We start from the raw sequence: 23,275 nt of genomic DNA on the forward strand, positions 1-23,275 counted from the left end.
GATATTACCGTGAACGCACACACCCTCTCTAACCGTCTGGAACTTACCCCGCCCGACACCCGAATCATGGAGTCCGCCCGGCAGAATATCTACGACCACGTCATGTCTTTGCAGCTGGACTTCCTGCCGGTCATGAAAGAAAAGTTGCAGCCTCTTCAAAGGGCGCTCAGTCATGCCGAGGCGCTGTGGGGTGAGCACCTGGCCGCTATCGTGGCGCAACTGCGTAGCGTTAATCTGGCACCGATTGACTTGAAACAGCAGCAGATCGAGGCGCACCCTGACTTGAGTGATCTGCAGAAACAGCTGGCCATTCGTATGCTGAACGTCGAGCGTACTCGTCAACTGACAGGGCTGACAGCCATCATCCTTAAAGCGGCCAACGCCATTGCTGAAAGCAGCGATCGCATGCAACAGATCAACCTGAAGCTGGACGGCAGCCGCGTTCAAAGTACGCTGCACAAGCACGTTGATCGCCTGACTCAGCGCAAGACCGATCTGGACATCCGGATGAGCGTGATTGCCGAAGATCGACGTCTGCTGGATGAAACGATCAAGGCATACGAAAAATACAACCTGGCCGATATTTTCAAAGACCTGCTCCCCAGCGCAGAAGAACTGGCGCTGATCAATGTACCGTCGCCAGAGATTGCCCTTCTACAAGCCGGGATTGCCCGACTCGGAAAGCTGCTGGGAAAAATCAGCGACGCCATCAATTATTCAGAGCTGACCGGAGAGCGCGACAAGTTGAGGCAGCGTTACAACACGCTGCTGGACGATTCGCGTGCCAACACTCAGGAAATCAAGGCCACGCTGTTCAAACTCGAAGAGTTGACACTGTTGTCGCAAGTCGAGCAGAGCAAAGAGGCCTGGGTTCAGGAGGTTAGACACGTGTATCGATCGCTGTATCGCTTTCTGGACAAGAGCGCACAGCAAAACGACTCAACGGTTTCGGCCAGCGAGCATGTTGCACAATTGAAGACTTACCTGAAATCGTTCCACGATATCAACCGCACGCTCTGACATACCCCCTATTCAGAAAGGCAGGTGTCGATAGAATCGACGCCTGCTTTCGCTTTTAGCCGAGCACCACCAACCTGTTCGGTAATTCATTCCTGCCGTGGGTCACGGGAACATGATCGGCAAGCAGCTCGCCACAGGCATGGATGCAGCCGAGAAACCCCTGCAAGGTCTGCCCGTCTCTGACCTGCTGAGTAAACACATCGACCATCGCCTTCCAGGTATCGTTGTGCAGACGACTGGCAATGCCATGGTCAACGAGGATTTCGACATACCGTTCGGCCTCGCTGACAAACACCAGAATGCCGGTGCCGTCGTGGGTCTTGTGCAGGTTCTGTTCGAGAAACTGCCGGCGCGCGAGGTTTCCGGCCCGCCAACGCCGCACCGAAAGCGGCACCAGCAACGCTGAGACCTTCGACAGGTGGCACACCAGCGCCACGATAATGAACGTGCTCATCTGCGCGAGCATCAACTCGTCCGCACTCAGCCATTGCAGGCAGTAATTGATCGTGCCCGGCACCAGCAGGCCGATCAGACCTGCCCAGATCAGCGGCATGTAGGCATAGTCGTCAGCGCGAGCGGCCAGCACCGTGACCAGCTCGGCGTCAGTGCGCTGCTCGACGCGGTCAATCGCTTCGGCAACCTGCCGCTGTTCGTCTTTGTTCAGTAAAGCCATGGTTCCCTCATTCCGAATCAATCAACTACCAGTTGCCTGAAGCACCGCCACCGCCGAAACGTCCGCCGCTGCGATCAGCGGCTCTTTCACGGGCGGGCCGGGTAGCGCCGCCGCGCCTGACGCTGATGATGACAATCCCCAGCACGATGAGGGTCAACACGATCCCGATCAGCCAGACCTGGTCGTCATTGGTCTGCTGGTCATCTTCGGACATCTGTCTTTTCGGCTCCGGATAATCAGGTATCTGCCCGCCCAATGCCGCAATGACCGCGCGCGTACCGCGCTCTATGCCGACGGCAAACCGGTTGTCGTCAAACTCGGGGGTCATCAGCATGTCGATGATCAGAGAGGCCTGGGCGTCATTGAGACGATCCTTCAGCGCGCCGCCGACCTCCATGAACACCTTGCGCTTGTCGCGATAGACCACCAGCAGAACACTGTCCTCCTTGCCGTGCAGCCCCAGGCCCCAGGTGTCACCGAGTCGAGAGCCGAATTCTTCGATGCTCGTGCCCTGCAGATCAGCGAGGGTCACCACCACCACACGCTCCCCGGTCGCCTTTTCATGGGCGCTCAGAAGTCTGGCCAGACGAACCGTAGTCTGGCTGTCGAGCATTTGTGCGGCATCCACCACACTGCCGGTCATCGGCGGAAAAACCAGTGCTGACGGCTCTGCCTCAGCACGCAATACCCCTCCCAACAGCATCACCACATACAACATCCACTGTGAAACAGACTTCAAAATCCAGACCTCCGGTGTTTTTTTGAATCCATTGAAACGACACGCCTTAGCCAAAACACAAGTTCCCCGGCATAATCCACCGCCAACACCTGATGCGGTCACTATTTGATCGACAGGGTCTGTACAAAAATCAATCAAACCGCCATTTTCGTACACACCTTGGGAAGACTTCGTACAGTGAAGCGGATGGCAACTATCCTTGCAGCCCGTACGAACCATAACGCCAAAGGTCCATAACCCAAAAACTGGCTGTCGGACATTAAACGCGAGTTACTGACAAAAGCCTTGAGAAATCATTCATGAATAAGCTGTGTTTATTAGGTTTGCTGGTCGGTATGGCCAGTCAGTCGGTGATGGCCCAGACCGCTGCCGCCACGGACAATACAACGCTTCAGGCCAAGAATGCCTTCATCGGCAAACTCATGAAACAAATGACTCTGGACGAAAAGATCGGTCAGTTACGACTCATCAGTATCAGTTCGGAAATGCCACAGCCGCAAATTCTCAAGGAAATTGCCGCCGGAAGAATCGGCGGCACGTTCAACTCCATTACCCGTTCGGAAAATCGTCCGCTGCAGGAAGCCGCAGTCGCCAAAAGCCGTCTGAAAATTCCGATGTTCTTTGCCTATGACGTGGTTCACGGTCACCGGACCATTTTTCCGATCAGCCTGGGCATGGCCGCCAGCTGGGACATGGACGCCATCGCGACGATGGGCCGGGTCTCGGCCAAAGAAGCCAGTGCCGACAGCATCGACATGACCTTCGCCCCCATGGTGGATATTTCCCGCGACCCTCGCTGGGGCCGCAGCTCCGAAGGCTTCGGTGAAGACACCTACCTGGTGTCACGCATTTCCGACGTGATGGTCAGGTCCTTCCAGGGCAAGAACGTCGCAGCCAGCGACAGCATCATGGCCGCCGTCAAACACTTCGCCCTGTATGGCGCGGTAGAAGGCGGACGCGACTACAACACCGTGGACATGAGCATGACGCGCATGTACCAGGACTACCTGCCGCCCTACAAGGCCGGCATCGATGCCGGCGCCGGCGGCATCATGGTCGCACTCAACTCGATCAACGGCGTGCCGTCGACCTCCAACAAATGGCTGATGCAGGACCTGTTGCGCAAGGACTGGGGCTTCAAGGGCGTGACCATCAGTGACCACGGCGCGCTCAAGGAGCTGATCGACCACGGCGTGGCCAAGGATTTCCGCGAGGCCGCCAAGCTGGCGATCAAGGCGGGCGTCGACCTGAGCATGAACGACGCGGCCTATGGCGAGCAGTTGCCCGGCCTGGTGAAGGACGGCGAGGTTTCCATGAAGGAAATCGACAACGCCGTGCGTGAGGTGCTGGGTGCCAAGTACGACATGGGCCTGTTCGCCTCGCCTTACGGTCGCATCGGCGTCGCTGCCGAAGATCCGGCCGACACCTATTCCGATGACCGCCTGCACCGTGCCGAAGCTCGCGATGTGGCGCGCAAGACGCTGGTGCTGCTGAAAAACCAGAACGAGACACTGCCGCTGAAGAAGCAAGGCACCATCGCCGTGATCGGCGGACTGGCGCAAAGTCACCTCGACATGCTCGGCAGTTGGTCGGCAGCAGGTCGTCCCAACCAGTCGGTGACGGTGTATGAAGGGCTGGCCAACGCGGTCGGCGACAAGGCCAAGCTGGTTTACGCACGCGGTGCCAACGTCAGTGACAACGAACACGTCCTCAACTACCTGAACTTCATCGAGAAGGAAGTAGAGATCGACCCGCGTCCAGCGCAGGAAATGATCGACGAAGCGGTCAAGGTCGCCGAGCAGGCCGATGTGATCGTTGCCGTGGTCGGTGAATCGCGCGGCATGTCGCATGAATCGGCCAGCCGCAGCAGCCTGAACATTCCGGGTAAACAGCGCGACCTGATCAAGGCGCTCAAGGCCACTGGCAAACCACTGGTGCTGGTGCTGATGAATGGCCGTCCGCTGGTTCTGGTCGACGAACAGGAACAGGCCGACGCCATGCTCGAAACCTGGTTCCCGGGCACCGAAGGCGGCAACGCAGTGGCTGATGTGCTGTTCGGCGACTACAACCCGTCGGGCAAGCTGGCCATGACGTTTCCTCGCTCGATCGGTCAACTGCCGGTCTACTATGCGCACCTGAACACCGGCCGTCCGTATCACGAAGGCAAGCCAGGCAACTACACCTCGCACTACTTCGAGGAGCCCAATGGCCCGCTGTACCCGTTCGGTTATGGTCTGAGCTACACCCAGTTCGACGTCTCGGACATCACGTTGTCGGACGCCAACATGACGCGCAAAGGCAAGCTGACGGCCAGCGTGACCGTGAAAAATACCGGCAAGGTTGCCGGTGCAACCGTTGTGCAGTTGTATCTGCATGACGTAGCGGCGTCGATCAGCCGTCCGGTAAAAGAACTGAAGAACTTCGAAAAAGTGATGCTTGAGCCCGGAGAAGAAAAAGTCGTGACCTTCACCCTCAGTGAAGACGACCTGAAGTTCTACAACACCGAGCTCAAGCACGTGGCAGAACCTGGCGAATTCAAGGTCATGATCGGCCTGGACTCGCAAGCAGTGAAAGAAGCGACCTTCAATCTGTTGTAAACCCTGTGCGTGGCGCGTTCGTGAGCATTCGCTCGGGAACGCGCCAGCAGGGTTCAATCAGGCTGCGACATGACGCTCAAGCATCGCTACTGGCGCATTACCCTGTACGTGCTACTGATTCTGGCCGGTGCAGCCCTGTGCGCCGGGCTCGCGATGCGTCAGGCGCAACGTCACGCAATGTCGGAAGACGCCGCGCGTGCCGAAGGACAGCTGGCACTGTATGCCAATACCCTGCACACCCTGATCGAGCGCTATCGCGCCCTGCCCTCCGTGCTGGCGCTGGACCCGGAAATTCGAGCCGCGCTGAGCGGCCCGGTGACCGGTGAGGTGCAGAACGCACTCAACCTCAAGCTGGAAAAAATCAACAGTGCGGCTCATTCGTCGACGCTGGAATTGCTCGACCGCCATGGTCTGGCGATTGGCGCGAGCAACTGGCGTACGCCCAATAGCTATGTCGGCCACAACTACGCTTTTCGACCCTACTTTCTGCAAACCCGCGCCAAGGGCACCGGGCGCTTTTATGCGGTCGGTGTGACCACCGGAATTCCGGGGTACTTTCTGTCCAGCGCGGTCTTGAACGATACCGGTGGGTTCATGGGGGCGATGGTCGTCAAGCTGGAGTTCCCCAGCCTTGAGCAGGAGTGGGATCAGGGTGAGGATCTGCTGCTGGTCAGCGATGAGAAAGGCATCGTGTTCATCGCCAATCAACCCGGCTGGCGCTATCGCGAGCTGCTGCCGATCTCGGTGGAAGACCGTGCCACCCTGTTGCGCACCCGCCAGTACGACAAGCAGGTATTGTCACCGCTGCGCAGCCGGGTCATCGACAGCTTCAGCGAAAACAGCCATTTGAGCCGTGTCGACGGCCCGGACGGCACCACGGATTATCTCTGGCAGTCGCTGCCCCTTGCGGACGAAAACTGGACCCTGCACCTGCTGCGCAAGCCGCCCGCCTCCAGTGAGGACGTTCGCAATGCAGGGCTGGCCGCCGCAGGCATCTGGCTGGCGCTGGTATTTCTGGGCCTGTTTCTCTATCAGCGCTGGCGACTGGCGCGCTTGAGGGAACGCAACCGGGATGAACTGGAGCGTCTGGTGCAAGAGCGCACGCGTGATCTGCAAACCGCGCAGGACGGTCTGGTGCAGTCGGCCAAACTGGCGGCGCTGGGGCAGATGTCGGCAGCACTGGCCCACGAAATCAACCAGCCGCTGACCGCCCAGCGCATGCAACTGGCAACCCTGCGACTGCTGCTCGATCAGGGCCGCATCGATGAAGCCTGCAAAGCGCTGGTTCCAGTCGATCAGCAACTGACGCGTATGGCCGCCCTGACCAGCCATCTGAAAACCTTCGCACGCAAGAGCCCCAGCGGCCTGCGCGAGAGGCTGGACCTGGCCACGGTGGTCGATCAGGCTTTGCTGTTGCTCGACCCGCGCCTGCGCGAGGAACACGTCGACTGCGTCCTCCATCTGGCTCGCCCGGCATGGGTGCGCGGCGACGCCATCCGCCTGGAGCAGGTGCTGATAAACCTGCTGCGCAATGCACTGGACGCCATGCGCGAGTGCCGCTCAAGGCGCCTTGAAGTGCGCATCGACGCCGTCGACAACCAGTGGCGGCTCAGTGTCAGGGACAATGGAAGCGGGATCGCCGCGGAGAATCTGCCCGACATTTTCGATCCGTTCTTCACCACCAAACCGGTGGGCGACGGCCTGGGCCTTGGCCTGGCTGTGTCGTACGCCATCATTCATGAGCTGGGCGGACAACTGACGGCGCAAAACCATGCGGACGGCACCGAGTTCTGGTTCAGCTTGCCCAACGACTTTCTGGAGGCCTGACCCGGCATGTTGAATTCGGTCATCGTGGTAGACGACGAGGCGCCCATTCGGCAAGCCGTCGAACAATGGCTGACGTTGTCGGGGTTCGAGGTGCAAGTCTTCGCCCGCGCCGAAGAGTGCCTGGCGCACATACCGGAGCACTTCCCCGGCGTCGTGCTGACCGACGTGCGCATGCCGGGCATGAGCGGCCTGGAACTGCTGACCCGGTTGCAAGGCGCAGACCGCGACCTGCCGGTCATCCTCCTGACCGGCCATGGCGATGTGCCGATGGCCGTGGAGGCGATGCGCGAGGGGGCCTATGACTTTCTGGAAAAACCCTTCAGCCCGGAAACCCTGATCAGCAACCTGCGGCGCGCCCTTGAGAAACGCCAGCTGGTGCTGGAAAACCGCCGCCTGCATGAGCAGGCCGATGCCAGAACCCGGCTGGACGCCACGCTGCTCGGCGTATCGCCCGGCATGCAGACACTGCGCCGCCAGGTGCTGGAACTGGCGCAACTGCCGGTCAACGTGATCATTCGCGGGGAAACCGGCAGCGGCAAGGAACTGATTGCTCGCTGCCTGCACGATTTCGGGCCGCGCGCCGCCAGACCTTTTGTTGCACTCAACTGCGCAGCCATCCCGGAGCACCTGTTCGAAGCCGAGCTGTTCGGCCACGAAAGCGGCGCCTTCACCGGCGCGCAGGGCAAGCGCATCGGTCGCCTGGAGTATGCCGACGGCGGCACGGTGTTCCTCGATGAAATCGAGAGCATGCCGATGGCGCAACAGGTCAAGCTGCTGCGCGTATTGCAGGACAAGCGTCTTGAGCGACTGGGCTCGAATCAGAGCATCGACGTCGACCTGCGAATCATTGCCGCGACCAAGCCTGATCTTCTCGAAGAGGCGCGTGCCGGGCGCTTCCGCGAAGATCTGGCCTACCGCCTCAACGTTGCCGAGCTGCGCCTGCCGCCGCTGCGCGAGCGCCTTGAAGACATCGCGAAACTGTTCAGCCACTTCGCCCGCGCCGCCGCCGAACGCGTGGGCCGGGAGCCGCCAGCGCTGGACGCTGCTCATCTGAGCCGCCTGCTCGGGCATGACTGGCCAGGCAACGTGCGCGAGCTGGCCAACGCCGCCGAGCGGCAGGCCTTGGGGCTGGAGCACGCCCTGCCGCAACCTGATACCCAATCGGCCGGGCACTCGCTGGCGGCGCGTCAGGAAGCCTTCGAAGCGCAGTGCCTGCGCGCTTCGCTGGCCCGTCATAAAGGCGACATCAAGGCGGTGCTCAATGAGTTGCAACTGCCGCGGCGGACGCTGAACGAGAAGATGCAGCGCCATGCCCTGGTACGTGAAACGTTCCTCGAATGAGGGCTGTGCACATTCCGTACAGCTTGTTCCGGCGATAACCGAACATTTCCCGCAGCGCCGGGTCTGCATACTGTTCACGGCTATATGAGGTCGTGATGGCTGGATACTTGCGAGGCATAATGACATCATGCCCACCTGGTTATTCAGCTCACTTTGACAGTCCGAAAGATGGGGCATTTTCTACCGTGAATACTCCCCTCGACCTCCCCTTGGGAGGCGGCGAAATGGGTCGGTTTATCCGAGAGACGGACTGGTCGACGTCCGCGCTGGGACCCAAGCATGCATGGCCCGCAGCGCTACTGTCTTCAATGAATCTGATGCTCAGTTGCCCGGACAGCATGTACCTGCTCTGGGGACCTGACTACACCCTGTTTTTCAATGACGCTTACTCTCAGGTCCTGCCGATTGCCGCCCGACAGGCGCAGGGGCAGCCCATTGCCTCGGTCTGGGGCGATGCCTGGGAAGCCGTGCGGCCGCTCGCCGAGCAGGCACTGGACGGACAAAGCCGCCGGTCTGACAATATTCAGCGCACCATCGTCCGCAATGGCAAGCCCGAGCAGACCTGGTGGTCGCTGTCCTATTCGCCGCTGTATGGCGATAGCGGCCTGATCGAAGGCGTGTTCTGCCGGGTCAACGAGACCACGTTGCAGGTCATGGCCGAAGTCCGTCAGTCGGAGAACGAAGCGTTCACCGACCGTGTGCTGTCGAGCATCAACGACTGCATCAAGGTGCTGGACCTCGACTCGCGCCTGACCTTCATGAGTGAAGGCGGTCAGCGGATCATGGAGGTCAGCGATTTCAACGCGATTCGCGGCTGCCCCTGGCCTGACTTCTGGCAGGACCAGGGCAATCTGGACGCCATTGCCGCGGTTGACGCGGCACGAGCGGGTCAGAACGCCAGCTTCACCGGCTCGGCGCAGACCCTGGCGGGCACCACCAAGTGGTGGCATGTGCAGGTCAGCCCGATTTTCGGCAAGGACGGCAAACCGGAGAAGATCCTCTGTGTCTCCAGGGACATGACCCAGCTCAGAGACGCTGAAGAGGCCCTGCTGTCGCTCAACGAGACCCTTGAACAACGCGTCGTCGAACGCACCCAGGACCGTGATCGCATCTGGCGGCTGTCGACCGACCTGATGCTGGTGGCGCAGTTCGACGGGATCATATCGGCAGTCAATCCGGCATGGACGCAAGCCCTCGGCTGGTCGGAAGAACAACTGCTCGACAGCCAGTTTCTGGCACTGGTGCACCCTGAAGACGTGGACAGCACGCTGGCCGCCATGAGCGGGCTGGAGCGCGGCCGCACGATTCCGCACTTCAAGAATCGCTATCGTCATCAGGACGGCTCGTACCGGACCATCTCCTGGACTGCCGTGCCGGACAAGCAATTCATCCATGCCGTCGGCCGTGACATTCAGGCCGAAGAAGAGGCCAATGAAGCGCTGCGGCTTTCCCAGGACGCCCTGCATCAGGCGCAGAAGCTGGAAGCCATCGGCCAACTCACCGGCGGCGTGGCACATGATTTCAACAACCTGCTGACCGTGATCCGCTCCTGCAGCGACCTGCTGAAGTCAGCGAACCTTGAAGAGCACCGTCGGGTGAAGTACGTCGAGGCCATCTCCAGCACGGTCGACCGGGCCGCGCGCCTGACCGGCCAGCTGCTGGCGTTCGCCCGCCGTCAGGCCTTGCAGCCGGAAGTGTTCGATGTCTGCAAGAGTGTGGCGCGCATCGGCGAGATGATGGACACGCTGACCGGCGCACGTATTCAGGTCAGCATCGACCTACCTGCCGAGCCGTGCTTCATCTTCGCCGACGGCAGCCAGTTCGATACCGCGCTGGTCAACATGGTGGTCAACGCCCGCGATGCGATGTCCGGCGCGGGTAAGCTGGTCATCAAGGTTGAATGCGCTGCCCACTGCACTGCAGACCAGCCGGTCTCACACAGCGCGGGTGACTATGTAAAGGTATCGCTGACCGATACCGGCGCCGGTATTGCCAAGGAAAAGCTGGGCCTGATCTTCGAACCGTTCTATACCACCAAGAGTGTCGGCCAGGGCACCGGGCTGGGTTTGTCGCAGGTATTCGGGTTTGCCAAGCAGTCGGGTGGTGAAGTGCTGGTTGAAAGCGAGCTCGGCAAAGGCAGCCGCTTCACGCTGTGCCTGCCCAGCGCACAGAATCACGAAGTCGTCCAGGAAGACCATCGCCACACCCTCACCCCGTTGCCCGGGCTGTGCGTACTGATGGTCGAGGACAATCAGGACATCGGCACCTATACCCGCCCGATGCTTGAGCAATTGGGCTTTCAGGTGCTCTGGGTAAGCAGTGCCGCCGAGGCGCTGAAAGAGCTTTCTGGCAACCCGGAAAACTTTCATGTGGTGTTCTCGGATATCGCCATGCCCGGCATGAGCGGCCTGGAACTGTACGCCGAAATCGAAGCGCGCTATCCGTGGATGCCGGTGGTTCTTACCACCGGGTACAGCACTGAGTTCGCGACGATCGCTCAGGACGAAACACACCGCTTCGACCTGCTGCAGAAACCCTATTGCAGAGACGATCTGGCGGCGATTCTGCACAAGGCCGTGAGTCGTACCGGCGAACACTGAGGGGATGGATTCGCATGAGTGAATCCCGGCACTTCCGGCGCATAAAACCAAGACAACACCGGTTGCCTTGATTCAGAATCACGCAAAACATCGCAACACTCTTAGAGCAGGGAGCATTTTCGAGATGATCGTCGGTATTGATCTGGGCACCACCAACAGCCTGGTGGCTGTATGGCGCGACGGCAGCAGCGAGCTGGTGACCAACGCATTGGGAGAAACACTCACCCCCAGCGTTGTCGGGCTGGACGACGACGGGCAGATTCTGGTCGGCAAGGCAGCCCGCGAACGCCTGCAGACCCACCCGGAAAAAACCGCCGCCCTGTTCAAACGCTACATGGGCAGCGCTCAGGAAATTCGCCTGGGCTCTGCCAATTACCGCCCGGAAGAGCTGTCCTCGCTGGTGCTCAAAAGCCTGAAGGCTGATGTCGAGCGCGCGTTTGGCGAGCCTGTTACCGAAGCGGTGATCAGCGTCCCGGCCTATTTCAGCGACGCTCAACGTAAAGCCACGCGTATTGCCGGTGAGCTGGCGGGGCTCAAGGTCGAGAAGCTCATCAACGAGCCGACAGCGGCCGCACTTGCGTATGGCCTTCACCAGAAGGAAGGCGAAACCTCGTTTCTGGTCTTCGATCTGGGTGGCGGGACCTTCGACATCTCGATCCTCGAGCTTTTCGACGGCGTGATGGAAGTGCGTGCCAGCGCGGGCGACAACTTTCTGGGGGGCGAAGATTTCGATCAGGTCATGGTCGAGCACTTTGTGAACCTGCACCGCGATGAGCCGGACTTCCCGTCAACGGAGCTGATTGCCCCGGCCTTGCGGCGCGAAGCCGAGCGGGTGCGCAGGGCTTTGGGCCAGGACGGAAGTGCCGACTTCGTATTGCGTCACGCCGACAGGGAATGGCGAAAGACCATTACTCAAGAGCAAATGAGCGATTTTTATGCGCCCCTGCTCAACCGCCTGCGCGCGCCGGCCGAGCGTGCGCTTCGAGACGCGCGGATACGCGTCGCCGATCTGGATGAGATTCTGCTGGTGGGCGGCACCACGCGCATGCCACTGATCCGCAAGCTTGCCGCGAGCCTGTTCGGGCGCTTCCCTTCCATTGCGCTCAATCCCGATGAAATCGTCGCTCAGGGCGCAGCGGTGCAGGCGGCACTCAAGCACCGGGACGCAGCGCTGGAGGAGATCGTCCTCACCGATGTGTGCCCTTACACACTGGGGATCGAGACCATCACGCAAGTTGGCAACCGCTATGAAAGCGGTCATTACCTGCCCATTATCGAACGCAACAGTGTCGTACCGGTCAGCCGGGTAAAAACGGTCCAGACCGTCAGTGATGATCAAGAGCACGTTATGGTGCGGATCTTTCAAGGCGAAAGCCGCATGGTCAAGGACAACATCGCCCTGGGCGAGCTCATTATCCCGATCCCCAAGGCGAAGGCCGGCGAAGTGGCGCTGGATGTACGCTTTACCTATGACAACAACGGCCTGCTGGAGGCCGATGTGGTGACACAGCTGACCGGGGAACGTCACAAGCTGGTCATCGAAAACAACCCTGGCGTGATGACGCCTGATGAAATACAGGAGCGCCTTCAGGTACTCGAAGCACTCAAAGTCCATCCGCGCGAACAGCAGGCCAATACTCATCTGATCGCCAGACTTGAACGCCTGTATCAGGAATGCCTGGGCAGCGATCGAGAACTTATCGATCACTGGACCACCCAGTTCCAGCATGTGCTGGAGACGCAGGACGAGCGGCAGATCAGCGAAATTCGCAAGCAACTCAAACAGGAAGTCGACACGTTCGAGCAGGGCGCAAGATGATCGACTGTTGGTCAGTACTTGAGCTGAATAACGATGCCGACGAGCGCAGCATCAAACGCCAATATGCCCGGTTACTGAAGGTCAACCGTCCTGATGAGGACCCGGCAGCCTTCCAGAATCTGCGTGATGCCTATGAAGAGGTGCTGCAGCGGGCACGATCGCGCGCAGATGAAGACGACCAGCCTGTCATGCTGCGCCAGCCCTTGCCTGAGCCCTCGCCTGCCCCGCTGCTGACAACGACCGTTGTCGAGCAGCCCGATGGCATGGACTGGCTTCAACAGGTTAGGCAAACCACGGCGCAGAACCTGCTCGAACAACAGCAGCTCGCCATGGAGCATGGACAGGCGGAGCGCTTTCAACAACTGTTGCTGCTGGAGTGCCTGAACGACTCGGCGCGGCGCGTCGAATTGATCAAAGCTGCATTTCAGCATTTGCGCTGGCTGACGGTATGGCAAAGCATTCACATCAGCAGCTACCAGCAGCACGCCTTGGCCGAGGCGATATTGCGCGAGGCGTTCGAAGCGTTCAGCGCACTCATCGAGAGCGGGCAGCATGCGCGCTTCATTGAAGAACTTAAGACGCTGGAGCAACAGCCCTGGCTGACAGAGCTGGAGCGTCGCGAGCATTTGCAATGCAGGTGCATGGTCTTGCTGATTGCCAGCCAGCATGTGACCTCTGACCTGCTGGAACAGATGCGCGCGGTATTTGGCTGGAACCTGCAGCAAAACCTTCACCCAGGCCCCGAAGACCTCTGGCAGGCGCTGCGCCAGCGATACGAAGAAGTGGAGTACGCCGAGCATCTGCAACGCCTGCTCGACGCCAAACCGAGCACTGCCGAAGGCAAGGCCGCGCACTTGATGTTCAAGCCGCCACGTCTGGCCGCGCGGATCCGTACCGCGGTCAAGCAAGACGCCTCGGTGTGGAACGCCTGCGCGCATATTCAGGAGCAGTTGACCGTCCACTACCCCGATATCCTCAAGCGCTACCCCGAAGCAGACCTGAACGCCTGGAAAATCATGCGTGAGCAGAGCGACTTCACGCCGCTCATCTGGGTCTACATCGGCGCGTTTCTGCTGGCGTTGCTGGCACCCCCGCTAGCGCCTGAAGGCACGGAATACAATCCGGGAACGCGGGTCCTCGTGCTGTTCCTGACACCGCTCTGGACAACCGTCGGCTTCTTCATCTTTATCTGCGTATGGCGTCCGCTGATGATTCTGGCAGAGCCTGCCGATGCCTGGCTGAGCAGCAAGTTACTGCCCAAGGTGCTGAGCTGGCCCGGTGCCCAGGCGCTGGTCTTGCGGCATGGCCTTCCGTTTTTGTTTCTGGGCCTTGTCCACGTGCTTGATGGCCCACGCACACTGCTGACTTATCTGCTGCTGGCGGTGCTGTGGGTCGCCCTGTCGCCTTATCGCTACCTGTTTCAGACGGCGCCTGCCCGGCAGAAGATTCGGCAGTTTTATGCAAGGCACACAGTCATGGTGATCATCGGCACGCTGAGCATCATCATGGCGGCGCTGTTGATCTCCTCTAAAATGAGCGCTTGAGCGGTCTTCTGTCGGCAATCGACCAGAACAACCTGCTGCGAGCGTTCCCATCGGCAAGAATCCGCTTACCCCAGCCATGCAGATAAGCGGATTCTTGCTCATCAAAGTCGCCCGACCGCTCTAGAACAAGCCCTCATGGTCTGGCACAGCTCCTGCTATGTAACACGCAGGGCATCCAATGCCTCCTTCCAAAAATAATGAAAAACAAGGAACACCATGGAAACTTCCAATCCCGCCTCCCATGGGTCGGCTGCTAGTGCCGCTGGCCAGAAAACCACCTCCAGCCGTCTCAAATCGATTTTCAGTGGTTCGGTCGGCAACATGGTCGAGTGGTACGACTGGTACGTCTACGCCGCCTTCTCGCTGTACTTCGCCAAAGCCTTCTTTCCCAAGGGCGACACCACCGCCCAGTTGCTCAACACCGCCGCGATCTTTGCCGTCGGCTTTCTGATGCGGCCTATAGGTGGCTGGCTGATGGGGCTGTACGCTGACTACAAAGGCCGCAAGGCTGCGCTGATGGCATCGGTGCTGTTGATGTGCTTCGGCTCGCTGATTATTGCCCTGACACCAGGCTATGAAAGCATCGGCGTCGGTGCTCCGATCCTGCTGGTGTTTGCCCGCTTGCTGCAGGGGCTGTCTGTCGGCGGGGAGTACGGCACGTCCGCCACCTACCTCAGCGAAATGGCCACCAAGGAGCGTCGCGGCTTCTTCTCCAGCTTTCAGTACGTCACGCTGATTTCCGGCCAGCTCATCGCGCTGGGCGTGCTTATCGTTCTGCAGCAGACGCTGACCACCGAGCAACTGTATGCCTGGGGCTGGCGTATCCCGTTCGTCATCGGTGCACTGTGCGCAATCGTCGCGCTGTTTCTGCGTCGTGGCATGGAAGAAACCGAGTCGTTCACGCGCAAGAAGAAGGAAAAGCCCAAGGAAAGCCTGATGCGCACGCTGATGCGTCATCCCAAGGAACTGATGACCGTCGTGGGTCTGACCATGGGCGGGACGCTGGCTTTCTACACTTACACCACTTACATGCAGAAGTATCTGGTCAACACCGTCGGCATGAGCATCACCGACTCGACGTCGATATCAGCGGCGACGCTGTTTCTGTTCATGCTGTTGCAGCCGGTCGTTGGTGCGCTGTCCGACAAGATCGGGCGTCGTCCGATCCTGATTGCGTTCGGCGTACTGGGAACGCTGTGCACCGTACCGATCCTGACCACGCTGCATACCATTCAGACATGGTGGGGTGCGTTCTTCCTGATCATGGCGGCACTGATCATTGTCAGCGGCTACACCTCGATCAACGCAGTGGTGAAGGCCGAGCTGTTTCCCACCGAGATCCGCGCGCTGGGCGTCGGTCTGCCTTACGCCCTGACGGTATCGATCTTTGGCGGCACTGCGGAATACATCGCGCTGTGGTTCAAGAGCATCGGTATGGAAACCGGTTACTACTGGTACGTCACTGCCTGTATTGCCTGCTCGCTGCTGGTGTATGTGTTCATGAAAGACACGCGCAAGCACTCGCGTATCGAAACTGACTGATCGGATTGCGACGATTCTCGTGCCCAGGCTCCGCTCTCATCGTTATATACAAATCTCGTGGGAGCGAGCTTGCTCGCGAAGAGGCCGGTACAGCCTCCAGAAATAGAGCGCTATGACTGACTCTTCGTGAGCAATGGGGATCGCCGCCCCGTTCACTCCATTTTTCGGGCTTATCGAGACGTGTGTATAACGCTGAGGACTCCGCGCAGGCAGAAGAGTCATTCAGGCTGATCAATATCATCGTCCGCATCGATACCACGGCCGCTACAAGACAATCAATTACATACAGCACCTGCAACAGAGTGTTACAGAGCGGTGCGTCATTTAGCCAACTTTTAGCAATAACCGCTTGAATAAACTGCACTTTTAATTTGTCAAGAGCGTTTATTACAAGACTTTTCAAGAATTGCACCACAATAATGCAACCCCCGCTGAAAGGCCCGAAATCAGAGCATCACAGCCAACTATCATTTTTAGCGATGATCGCTAGCAATCCTATTAACTTCTTAATAATCCGCTGGCGCGTAGCATTGCCTCCATACCGGGATGACAACTCACCCGACACGCATTGGAGACATCATCATGAAAACCAACACACTGATCTTTGGCCTGGCTATCTCTGTTCTGGCATCGAGCGCATTTGCACTTCCAGCCACCCACGCTCAGAGCGACCTGTCCAGCGCCACCCTCGTTGCTGAAGGCGGTACCAAACACACTAACGTCGGCTCGATCCGCGTATCGGCTGACGGCGCAGATCATGTCGGTGCCAATCGTCTCGCCGCTGATGGCGCAGACCGCGTCGGTGCAAACCGTCAGGCTGCCGATGGTGCAGACCACGTCGGTGCCAATCGTCTTGCTGCAGACGGTGCAGATCGCGTAGGCGCCAATCGTCTGGGCTGATCACTCACGCAACACCCCCAAAGCCCGGCTGATGTCGGGCTTCTTCATGTCTGGCTCAGGATGAAACACACACGCCGCTCTGGCATCCTCTGCAAATGCGCAGCACTATGCTGACATCCACTATTGAGCCCATCAGGAACCGAGCATGTCAGACGCAATTCACTCCTACGAGCCATCCAAGGGTCACGGCCTGCCGCACGACCCGTTCAACGCGATTGTAGGCCCACGCCCGATTGGCTGGATTTCGTCGCAGGATGCCAACGGCAAACTCAACCTGGCACCTTACAGCTTCTTCAACGCGTTCAACTACGTGCCGCCGATCATCGGCTTCTGCAGCGTGGGTCGCAAAGACAGCCTCAATAATATCGAGCAAACCGGCGAGTTCGTCTGGAACCTGGCGACCCGCTCGCTGGCCGAAGCCATGAACCAGAGCTGCGCACCGGTAGCGCCGGACGTCAGCGAATTCGAACTGGCAAACCTGACCCCACTGGCCTCGCAGATCGTCTCGGTGCCGCGTGTGCTTGAAACGCCGGTGTCGTTCGAGTGCAAGGTCACGCAGATCATTCAGTTGCAGCGTGCCGACAAAGAGCTGGTGCCCAGCTGGTTGATTCTTGGCGAGGTGGTGGCGGTGCACATCAACAAGTCGCTGCTCAAGGACGGCGTTTACGACACTGCCGCCGCCGAGCCTATCCTGCGCGGCGGCGGCCCGGCGGATTACTTCCAGCTCGGCCCGGAAGCGCTGTTCAAGATGTTCCGCCCAGGCGCCTGATCAGGCGTCAGCCCACACCGGTTCGCCCTCTGCATCGATATCGACCAGCCGCTGCAGCTCTTGCACGGCGGCCAGGTCGGCATCATCGGCGGTCTTGAATTTCTGGTCCGGCAGCAGCGCATGAAAACGTGGTGCGCCGCCGGCGCCCAGTGCCTTTACGGCAATCGCCGCGTTATAACCCTGCTCGGACGGCATCACTGCCGAGACCACTTCAAACCCGTTGTATTCCTTGCGTGCCATGTCTCTCAACCCTGCCAATATGTCAAAGCGCGAATTCTAGCGCGTCTTTCGCCTCGTCCGACACGCGGCATGCAGCGATAAGGCAGCCGACGCAAAAGCCAACCTTGTCCTACACTCTAATCAGTCCTTTCAAACTGCTCTGTAGCCGAGGTAAGGAGTGCGTCATGAAAGTAATAACAAGAAAATGCATGGTTGTCGCAGGCGCTCTGGCGGTATTGGCTGTCTACACCGCCGGTGCCTATCGTAACGAACTGGCGCGCCAGGCCCCCTATGTCTCCAGCTGTACGCTTGGCCATTGCGTGCCAACCGATGCAACCTTCAGTGCCTTGCGATGAGGCTCGCACAGCGTGAATTGCATCGCCATTGCGCAAAGGCAGCTATCGATTAGCAAGCTATCGGATTAGACTGGCCAGACTCTCCCGCCACACTTGCGGCGGGTCAACACTGCCATCAGGTTTTGCCTTGACCAGTCTTAATCAAACGCCTCCGGCCATCCGCAGCATCCTGTTTGCGTTGATGATGGCAGTCCTGCTCAGCGCGCTGGACCAAACCATCGTCGCGGTATCGATGCCCGCCATTTCTGCGCAGTTCAGAGACATCGATCTACTGGCCTGGGTCATCTCCGCCTACATGGTGTCGCTAACCGTTGCCGTGCCGATCTACGGCAAACTCGGCGATCTTTACGGGCGACGTAAACTGATGCTGTTCGGGCTGGGGATTTTTACCCTGGCGTCACTGTTCTGTGGCCTGGCGCAGAGCATGGAACAACTGGTCCTGGCGCGCGTTCTTCAAGGTATCGGCGCCGGCGGAATGGTTTCGGTCAGCCAGGCGATCATCGCCGACATCGTTCCACCTCGCGAACGCGGCCGTTATCAGGGTTACTTCAGCAGCATGTACGCCGTAGCCAGCGTCGCCGGGCCGGTGCTCGGTGGGCTAATGACTGAATACCTGTCCTGGCGCTGGGTGTTCCTGATCAATCTGCCCTTGGGCGCCGCCGCGCTGATCGTCGCGTATCGGACCCTCGTCGGCCTGCCAGTACCGCAGCGCAAGCCGATTATCGATTACCTGGGTACCGTGCTGATGATCATCGGCCTGACAGCGCTGCTGCTGGGGATTACCGAAATTGGCCAAGGCCACGGTCTGGGCGATACCGAGGTTCAGTTGTTACTGGGCACGGCGCTGCTGACACTGGCCATTTTCGTCTGGTACGAACGTCGCACGGCCGAACCCTTGCTGCCCATGCATCTGTTCACCAACAAGAGCGCTGTGCTGTGCTGGTGTACCGTGTTCTTCACCAGTTTTCAGGCCATCTCCCTGATTGTCCTGATGCCGCTGCGTTACCAGACCGTTACCGGGGGCGGCGCAGACAGCGCCGCCCTGCACTTGCTTCCACTGGCTATCGGCATGCCGATGGGCGCCTATTTTGCCGGGCGACGCACCGCGCATACCGGGCGCTACAAGCCGCTGATCCTGACCGGTGCGCTGTTGATGCCGGTTGCGATTCTGGGCATGGCCTTCACGCCGCCGCAATCGCTGATAGTGATGAGCCTGTTCATGGTGCTCACCGGTGTTGCGACCGGCATGCAGTTCCCCACCTCATTGGTCGGCACTCAGAATTCGGTTCAGCCCCGGGATATGGGCGTGGCGACCAGCACGACCAATCTGTTCCGCTCGCTAGGCGGTGCAGTGGGCGTGGCACTGATGTCGGCGCTGCTGTTGGCCATGTTGCAACACACCGGGGTCGGCCAACTCGGCGCAGGAGCACTGGGGGGCGAAGGCGGCTCCGGCAATGTCCTGCTCGACAGCCTTAATGCGGCAACCGGACCCGCGCTGGAAACCCTGCGCGCCGAACTGGCATTGACCTTCAGAAACCTGCTGATCACCAGCGCGGCCATTTCGCTGCTCGGTCTTGCGGCAGCCGCAGTGATGCCCAATACGTTGCTGAGAGGACGGGACTGACTCGCTTCTCCGGCTCAGGAAGGCATGCCGGCCCAGAACCACTGCGTTTTCTTGCTCTTTATATGGGCAAACGCAGGCATCAGTTCGCCCTCGTCGAAGTGCCGACGCGAGCCGGACTGTGCACTGCTGAACCAGCTGCCTGAGCGAGGGCATGCTTGCCCGGCATAGACCGGCGGCAGCGGCTTTTCATCGAATCGCGCATACCACTGCGCAGTGGTTTCATCGGTAAAGCCAATCCCGGGAGCCAGGTAGGGATGAAGGTTGCCGGTGTCCTGCAGGCGAATCGGCTTGATCATCCTGTTGACCGTCACGTAAGGCTTTGGCGGCGGCAGCCCTCGCCCGCCCAGCTCAGGCACCTCGCCGGCGCGAATGATCAGGCCGTTGCGGTAGGTGTGGAACACGATCTCGCTGTGCGCACTCATCTCGCCGCGCATTTTGTCGCTGCCTCCCAACTGCCTGACGAACGCATCACCGAGCACGGTGTACCAGCTGACGCCCTTGATACGGTCCAGCAGACGCAGGCTTTCAATGTGCGGGCCGGGGTCGACCATGAGTCCGCTGAAATCCTGAGCAAGCCGAAATTCCCACGGCAAATACTGATGGCCATCGCACGGCAACACGCAGGCAAGGCCACCAAAGCCGTGCTCGGCCTGCAGTTCGCTGCTGAGGTACCTGATCCACTCCTCGTACTGTTTCAAGCCGTCGGGCTCGGCCAGGTACGACCAGGGCAGAACCATTTTCAGACACGATCGGTCGTTGTCGGCCTGCCCCTCTGAGGTGTTCATCACGAACAGGCTGTAGGTGGCGACTTCAGCCTGAGTGGCGCTGGCGATAGACCAGATGAACTGCTCGTCTGGCGGGCTCTCGACAATCTGGCGCCGGGTCGAGGCGAACCCGGAGCCGCTCAGGCGGCGCATGCGTTTGAAGAGTTGCCATTTGAGTCTGGTTTTGAACGCGTCATAAAAGCGCAAAAAGCAGGCTTCGACGCGACGCTTCATCTCCACGGTGTGGCCATTGCGAAAATACAGCGTGGTGATCAATCCCAACCGTATGACCGGCGTGCCCAACACGGAATCCATGGCCACACGTTCGGCTTGTTGCGTGATCCTGGCCAATAACCTCACAGCATCAGTTGCAGTGTCCGACATGCCCTGCCCTCCCATCAGTCGCGGGGGTCAGTTTTTTGCGCGTACCTGCATGCCCTTCGCAGGTGTCGGTCACGCCGGAAATGTCCCCGTTCAGTGGATAGCCATGGCCCTGCCCGCCCGAGTGGACATCAGCGTAACTGGCGATGATTTCAGGGCACATAGGCGCAAGATTCGGCAAAAACATGCAACCTTCCTCTCTTCTGATCTTTCAGGAGGCGAAGAGTGAAGGGAGTTTTCCTGCGGAGCAATACTCGGAATTTACTTTGGGAAATCAGCTACATGTATCAGGAAATGTCCTACTTGCTTCCTACAATATCTTGTCAGATCAACGCTCGCTGATGCCTGCACGGTGAGCGCTATCAATGAATACCGATAAACGATCAGCAAACACACTATATAAGAGGCAGGGATTGGAGTTAGGCTCTGCACAGCGTCGCTGGCAGCCGGAACCGGCGGGTGCCGCCGCCGCTCACGTTCTGTCAGGCGCCAACTGTCGAGCGGTTGCTATCGATCAGCAACGTCGGGCTGAAACGCAGCATGTCCAGGCACACGTCGACCAGTTGCTCGGCCTCTGCGGGCAGCGAGAAGCTATCCGGAACCAGCAGCCATTGGTAAATGATGCCGTTGACGTAGGCAAACAGCGCCACTGCAGCCCGGGCCGTGTCCAGCCCTTTGGGTAATTGCCCCTGGCGTACGGCGTTGTTCAGCCCCAGGGTGATACGGTCGTGGCACTGTATGGCGTTGTCCTGGCGCTGACGACGAAAATCACACATCTCGTCGGTAAACTCGCACTTGTGAAAGAGGATTTCATTGATGCGACGGGTTTTCGGGTCCAGTGCGAGTTCATGAAACAGGTGAATCAACAGATTTCTCATGCAGCCCAGCGGGTCTTCCTCGTCCTCGCTCTGACTGGCCTCCGCCATTTCGTCGAGGGGCTCCTGAAGGCTGTCGAGCATGGCCTGCACCAGATCGGCCTTATTGTTGAAGTGCCAATAGATAGCGCCCCGCGTCACACCGGCAAGGGTGGCAATGTCGGCCAGCGTCGTGCGGGCGACGCCTCGCTCATAAAAAGCCTGCTCGGCAGCCTCCAGGATCTGGCTGCGAGTGATCTGAGCTTCCTCTTTGGTGCGACGAACCATGGCAATAAGACCTCAAAAAATTCACCTCAGGCACGCGTCTTGCGTCATGCCTCGAGATATGGCCGGGCGGCATTTGTCTCGCCTTGTCCCGAATTGGCTCCCGGCTCCCTGAATAGTGGCCGAATGCGCATTGCGGTGTTTACAAACAGCCGCGAATGTAAGTATATTCCTTAGCATGCTACTTATCTAGCCGAAATATTTTTTTACACTTCAACGTACTGTTGAGATAACAGGCTCCTGCCCCGAGGATCTTCATGCAATTCAAGCCAGCTGTTACCGTTCTGGTCACTGCCGTCGCCCTGGCAACCCTGCTCAGTGGCTGTAGCAAGAAGGAACAGGCCGCCCCGCCTGCGCAAACCCCTCAGGTAGGCGTCGTTACCATCAAAGCACAGCCCTATACCCTGACCACCGAGCTGCCGGGCCGGACCACCGCCTTCCGCGTCGCCGAGGTTCGTCCTCAGGTCAACGGCATCATTCTCAAGCGTCTGTTCACCGAAGGTGGCGACGTCAAAGCCGGTCAGCAGCTCTACCAGATCGACCCGGCTGTCTATGAAGCCAACGCCAACAGCGCCAAGGCCACCCTGCAATCCGCCAAGTCGATGTCCGATCGCTACAAGCAACTGGTCAGCGAGCAGGCGGTGAGCCGTCAGGAGTACGACACGGCGCTGGCATCGACCCAGGAAGCTCAGGCAACCCTGCAGACCGCCCAGATCAACCTGCGCTACACCAAGGTGCTGGCGCCCATTTCCGGTCGTATCGGTCGCTCTGCGGTGACTGAAGGCGCACTGGTGAGCAGCGCGCAGACCGACGCCATGGCGACCATCCAGCAACTCGATCCGATCTATGTCGACGTGGTGCAGTCCTCTGCCGACATGCTCAAACTGCGCAGCGACCTGGACAGCGGCAAGCTGCAGAAAGCCGGCGACAACACGGCCAAGGTCAAGCTGACCCTGGAAGACAACAGCGTCTACGGCCAGGAAGGCAAACTGGAATTCGCCGAAGTATCGGTTGACCAGACCACCGGCTCCGTGACCCTGCGTGCCGTGTTCCCGAACCCTGAACACCGTCTGCTGCCGGGCATGTTCGTTCATGCGCAGTTGCAGGCTGGCGTCAATTCGAAAGCCATTCTGGCGCCGCAGCAAGGCGTGACGCGCGACCTGAAAGGCACGCCGACCGCCATGGTCGTCAATCAGGACAACAAGGTTGAAATGCGTACGCTGGTGGCCAATCGCACCGTGGGCAGCGACTGGCTGATCGAAGACGGCCTGAAAGAAGGTGATCGTGTCATCACCGAAGGCTTGCAGTACGTCAAACCAGGCGCCGAAGTGAAAGTCGCCGAAGCGACCAACGTCAAAGGAGCAAACCCAGCACCTGCCCCGGCCACTGATAAAGCCGCAGGCAGCAAAGGGGAGTAACCC

General features: G+C 59.4%; 19 protein-coding genes. 13 read left to right on the top strand and 6 right to left on the bottom strand.

Going from position 1 to position 23,275, the window contains the following annotated elements:
* Positions 1-3 precede the first annotated feature (3 nt).
* On the top strand, positions 4-1,020 hold the full coding sequence (locus GE543_RS17520) for an alpha-xenorhabdolysin family binary toxin subunit B (protein ID WP_371927195.1): 1,017 nt from the start codon (positions 4-6) through the stop codon (positions 1,018-1,020).
* Positions 1,021-1,075: 55 nt separating this feature from the next.
* Here the strand turns inward: GE543_RS17520 and GE543_RS17525 are convergent, their stop codons facing one another.
* Together GE543_RS17525 and GE543_RS17530 are read right to left on the bottom strand one after the other, a co-directional pair.
* Entirely contained in the window at positions 1,076-1,693 is a 618-nt protein-coding gene (locus tag GE543_RS17525; protein ID WP_003413191.1) for a TPM domain-containing protein, read from the bottom strand.
* 25 nt (positions 1,694-1,718) lie between these two features.
* Positions 1,719-2,411: a YgcG family protein gene (locus GE543_RS17530; RefSeq protein ID WP_046237510.1), complete on the bottom strand. Its 693-nt coding sequence runs from the start codon at positions 2,409-2,411 to the stop codon at positions 1,719-1,721.
* 320 nt (positions 2,412-2,731) lie between these two features.
* Here GE543_RS17530 and bglX point away from each other — a divergent pair, with 320 nt between their 5' ends.
* From bglX to GE543_RS17575, 9 genes are all read left to right on the top strand, one after another.
* On the top strand, positions 2,732-5,029 hold the full coding sequence (bglX, locus tag GE543_RS17535) for a beta-glucosidase BglX (protein WP_003418637.1): 2,298 nt from the start codon (positions 2,732-2,734) through the stop codon (positions 5,027-5,029).
* 69 nt (positions 5,030-5,098) lie between these two features.
* Entirely contained in the window at positions 5,099-6,856 is a 1,758-nt protein-coding gene (locus GE543_RS17540; protein ID WP_153221995.1) for an ATP-binding protein, read from the top strand.
* Between the two features lie 6 nt (positions 6,857-6,862).
* Positions 6,863-8,197 carry a sigma-54 dependent transcriptional regulator gene (locus tag GE543_RS17545; protein WP_153221996.1) on the top strand — a complete coding sequence of 445 codons (1,335 nt, stop codon included), beginning with the start codon at positions 6,863-6,865 and terminating at the stop codon, positions 8,195-8,197.
* A 224-nt stretch (positions 8,198-8,421) separates the two neighbouring features.
* Entirely contained in the window at positions 8,422-10,797 is a 2,376-nt protein-coding gene (locus tag GE543_RS17550; RefSeq protein ID WP_153221997.1) for a PAS domain-containing protein, read from the top strand.
* 124 nt (positions 10,798-10,921) lie between these two features.
* Positions 10,922-12,616 (top strand): molecular chaperone HscC, encoded by a 1,695-nt coding sequence (locus GE543_RS17555; protein WP_153221998.1) that lies wholly within the window; start codon positions 10,922-10,924, stop codon positions 12,614-12,616.
* A complete protein-coding gene (locus GE543_RS17560) occupies positions 12,613-14,160 on the top strand; it encodes a J domain-containing protein (protein ID WP_153221999.1) in 1,548 nt (515 codons plus the stop codon). The genes GE543_RS17555 and GE543_RS17560 overlap by 4 nt, the downstream gene beginning before the upstream one ends.
* Before the next feature lie 216 nt (positions 14,161-14,376).
* Entirely contained in the window at positions 14,377-15,702 is a 1,326-nt protein-coding gene (locus tag GE543_RS17565) for an MFS transporter (protein ID WP_003413212.1), read from the top strand.
* 582 nt (positions 15,703-16,284) lie between these two features.
* Positions 16,285-16,602: a hypothetical protein gene (locus GE543_RS17570; protein WP_003418647.1), complete on the top strand. Its 318-nt coding sequence runs from the start codon at positions 16,285-16,287 to the stop codon at positions 16,600-16,602.
* Positions 16,603-16,747: 145 nt separating this feature from the next.
* A complete protein-coding gene (locus tag GE543_RS17575) occupies positions 16,748-17,371 on the top strand; it encodes a flavin reductase family protein (protein WP_153222000.1) in 624 nt (207 codons plus the stop codon).
* Here GE543_RS17575 and GE543_RS17580 read toward each other — a convergent pair whose 3' ends face one another.
* Positions 17,372-17,611 (bottom strand): hypothetical protein, encoded by a 240-nt coding sequence (locus GE543_RS17580; RefSeq protein ID WP_003406313.1) that lies wholly within the window; start codon positions 17,609-17,611, stop codon positions 17,372-17,374. It lies immediately after the preceding gene.
* A gap of 164 nt (positions 17,612-17,775) precedes the next feature.
* Between GE543_RS17580 and GE543_RS27160 the strand changes: the two genes are divergently transcribed.
* Positions 17,776-17,946, top strand: a complete 171-nt coding sequence (locus GE543_RS27160) for a hypothetical protein (protein ID WP_164490389.1) — start codon at positions 17,776-17,778, stop codon at positions 17,944-17,946.
* A gap of 127 nt (positions 17,947-18,073) precedes the next feature.
* The gene (locus GE543_RS17585) at positions 18,074-19,570 is read left to right on the top strand and encodes an MDR family MFS transporter (protein ID WP_046271375.1); all 1,497 of its coding nucleotides are present in this window, start codon (positions 18,074-18,076) and stop codon (positions 19,568-19,570) included.
* A gap of 14 nt (positions 19,571-19,584) precedes the next feature.
* On the opposite strand, the gene GE543_RS17590 is transcribed toward GE543_RS17585, so the two are convergent.
* The 3 genes from GE543_RS17590 to GE543_RS17600 all read right to left on the bottom strand — a co-directional run bounded on the left by GE543_RS17590 (position 19,585) and on the right by GE543_RS17600 (position 21,857).
* Entirely contained in the window at positions 19,585-20,718 is a 1,134-nt protein-coding gene (locus GE543_RS17590) for a DUF3396 domain-containing protein (RefSeq protein ID WP_003413222.1), read from the bottom strand.
* Positions 20,699-20,902, bottom strand: a complete 204-nt coding sequence (locus GE543_RS17595) for a hypothetical protein (protein WP_032699547.1) — start codon at positions 20,900-20,902, stop codon at positions 20,699-20,701. Before GE543_RS17595 ends, GE543_RS17590 begins: the two co-directional genes overlap by 20 nt.
* A 295-nt stretch (positions 20,903-21,197) precedes the next feature.
* Complete coding sequence (locus GE543_RS17600; RefSeq protein ID WP_003395927.1) at positions 21,198-21,857, bottom strand: TetR family transcriptional regulator; 660 nt, start codon at positions 21,855-21,857, stop codon at positions 21,198-21,200.
* Positions 21,858-22,111: 254 nt separating this feature from the next.
* Between GE543_RS17600 and GE543_RS17605 the strand changes: the two genes are divergently transcribed.
* Positions 22,112-23,272: an efflux RND transporter periplasmic adaptor subunit gene (locus GE543_RS17605; protein ID WP_153222001.1), complete on the top strand. Its 1,161-nt coding sequence runs from the start codon at positions 22,112-22,114 to the stop codon at positions 23,270-23,272.
* Positions 23,273-23,275 lie beyond the last annotated feature (3 nt).

Origin of the sequence: Pseudomonas sp. SZ57 (genome assembly GCF_009495975.1) — a bacterium.
GTDB classification, from domain to species: domain Bacteria; phylum Pseudomonadota; class Gammaproteobacteria; order Pseudomonadales; family Pseudomonadaceae; genus Aquipseudomonas; species Aquipseudomonas syringae.

Coding starts and splice junctions, on each gene's coding strand:
- GE543_RS17605 (WP_153222001.1), top strand. CDS start 22,112: ATGCAATTCAAGCCAGCTGTTACCGTTCTGGTCACTGCCGTCGCCCTG.
- GE543_RS27160 (WP_164490389.1), top strand. CDS start 17,776: ATGAAAGTAATAACAAGAAAATGCATGGTTGTCGCAGGCGCTCTGGCG.
- GE543_RS17555 (WP_153221998.1), top strand. CDS start 10,922: ATGATCGTCGGTATTGATCTGGGCACCACCAACAGCCTGGTGGCTGTA.
- GE543_RS17580 (WP_003406313.1), bottom strand. CDS start 17,611: ATGGCACGCAAGGAATACAACGGGTTTGAAGTGGTCTCGGCAGTGATG.
- GE543_RS17545 (WP_153221996.1), top strand. CDS start 6,863: ATGTTGAATTCGGTCATCGTGGTAGACGACGAGGCGCCCATTCGGCAA.
- GE543_RS17540 (WP_153221995.1), top strand. CDS start 5,099: ATGACGCTCAAGCATCGCTACTGGCGCATTACCCTGTACGTGCTACTG.
- GE543_RS17600 (WP_003395927.1), bottom strand. CDS start 21,857: ATGGTTCGTCGCACCAAAGAGGAAGCTCAGATCACTCGCAGCCAGATC.
- GE543_RS17525 (WP_003413191.1), bottom strand. CDS start 1,693: ATGGCTTTACTGAACAAAGACGAACAGCGGCAGGTTGCCGAAGCGATT.
- GE543_RS17530 (WP_046237510.1), bottom strand. CDS start 2,411: ATGTTGTATGTGGTGATGCTGTTGGGAGGGGTATTGCGTGCTGAGGCA.
- GE543_RS17570 (WP_003418647.1), top strand. CDS start 16,285: ATGAAAACCAACACACTGATCTTTGGCCTGGCTATCTCTGTTCTGGCA.
- GE543_RS17550 (WP_153221997.1), top strand. CDS start 8,422: ATGGGTCGGTTTATCCGAGAGACGGACTGGTCGACGTCCGCGCTGGGA.
- GE543_RS17590 (WP_003413222.1), bottom strand. CDS start 20,718: ATGTCGGACACTGCAACTGATGCTGTGAGGTTATTGGCCAGGATCACG.
- GE543_RS17560 (WP_153221999.1), top strand. CDS start 12,613: ATGATCGACTGTTGGTCAGTACTTGAGCTGAATAACGATGCCGACGAG.
- GE543_RS17565 (WP_003413212.1), top strand. CDS start 14,377: ATGGAAACTTCCAATCCCGCCTCCCATGGGTCGGCTGCTAGTGCCGCT.
- GE543_RS17595 (WP_032699547.1), bottom strand. CDS start 20,902: ATGTTTTTGCCGAATCTTGCGCCTATGTGCCCTGAAATCATCGCCAGT.
- GE543_RS17575 (WP_153222000.1), top strand. CDS start 16,748: ATGTCAGACGCAATTCACTCCTACGAGCCATCCAAGGGTCACGGCCTG.
- bglX (WP_003418637.1), top strand. CDS start 2,732: ATGAATAAGCTGTGTTTATTAGGTTTGCTGGTCGGTATGGCCAGTCAG.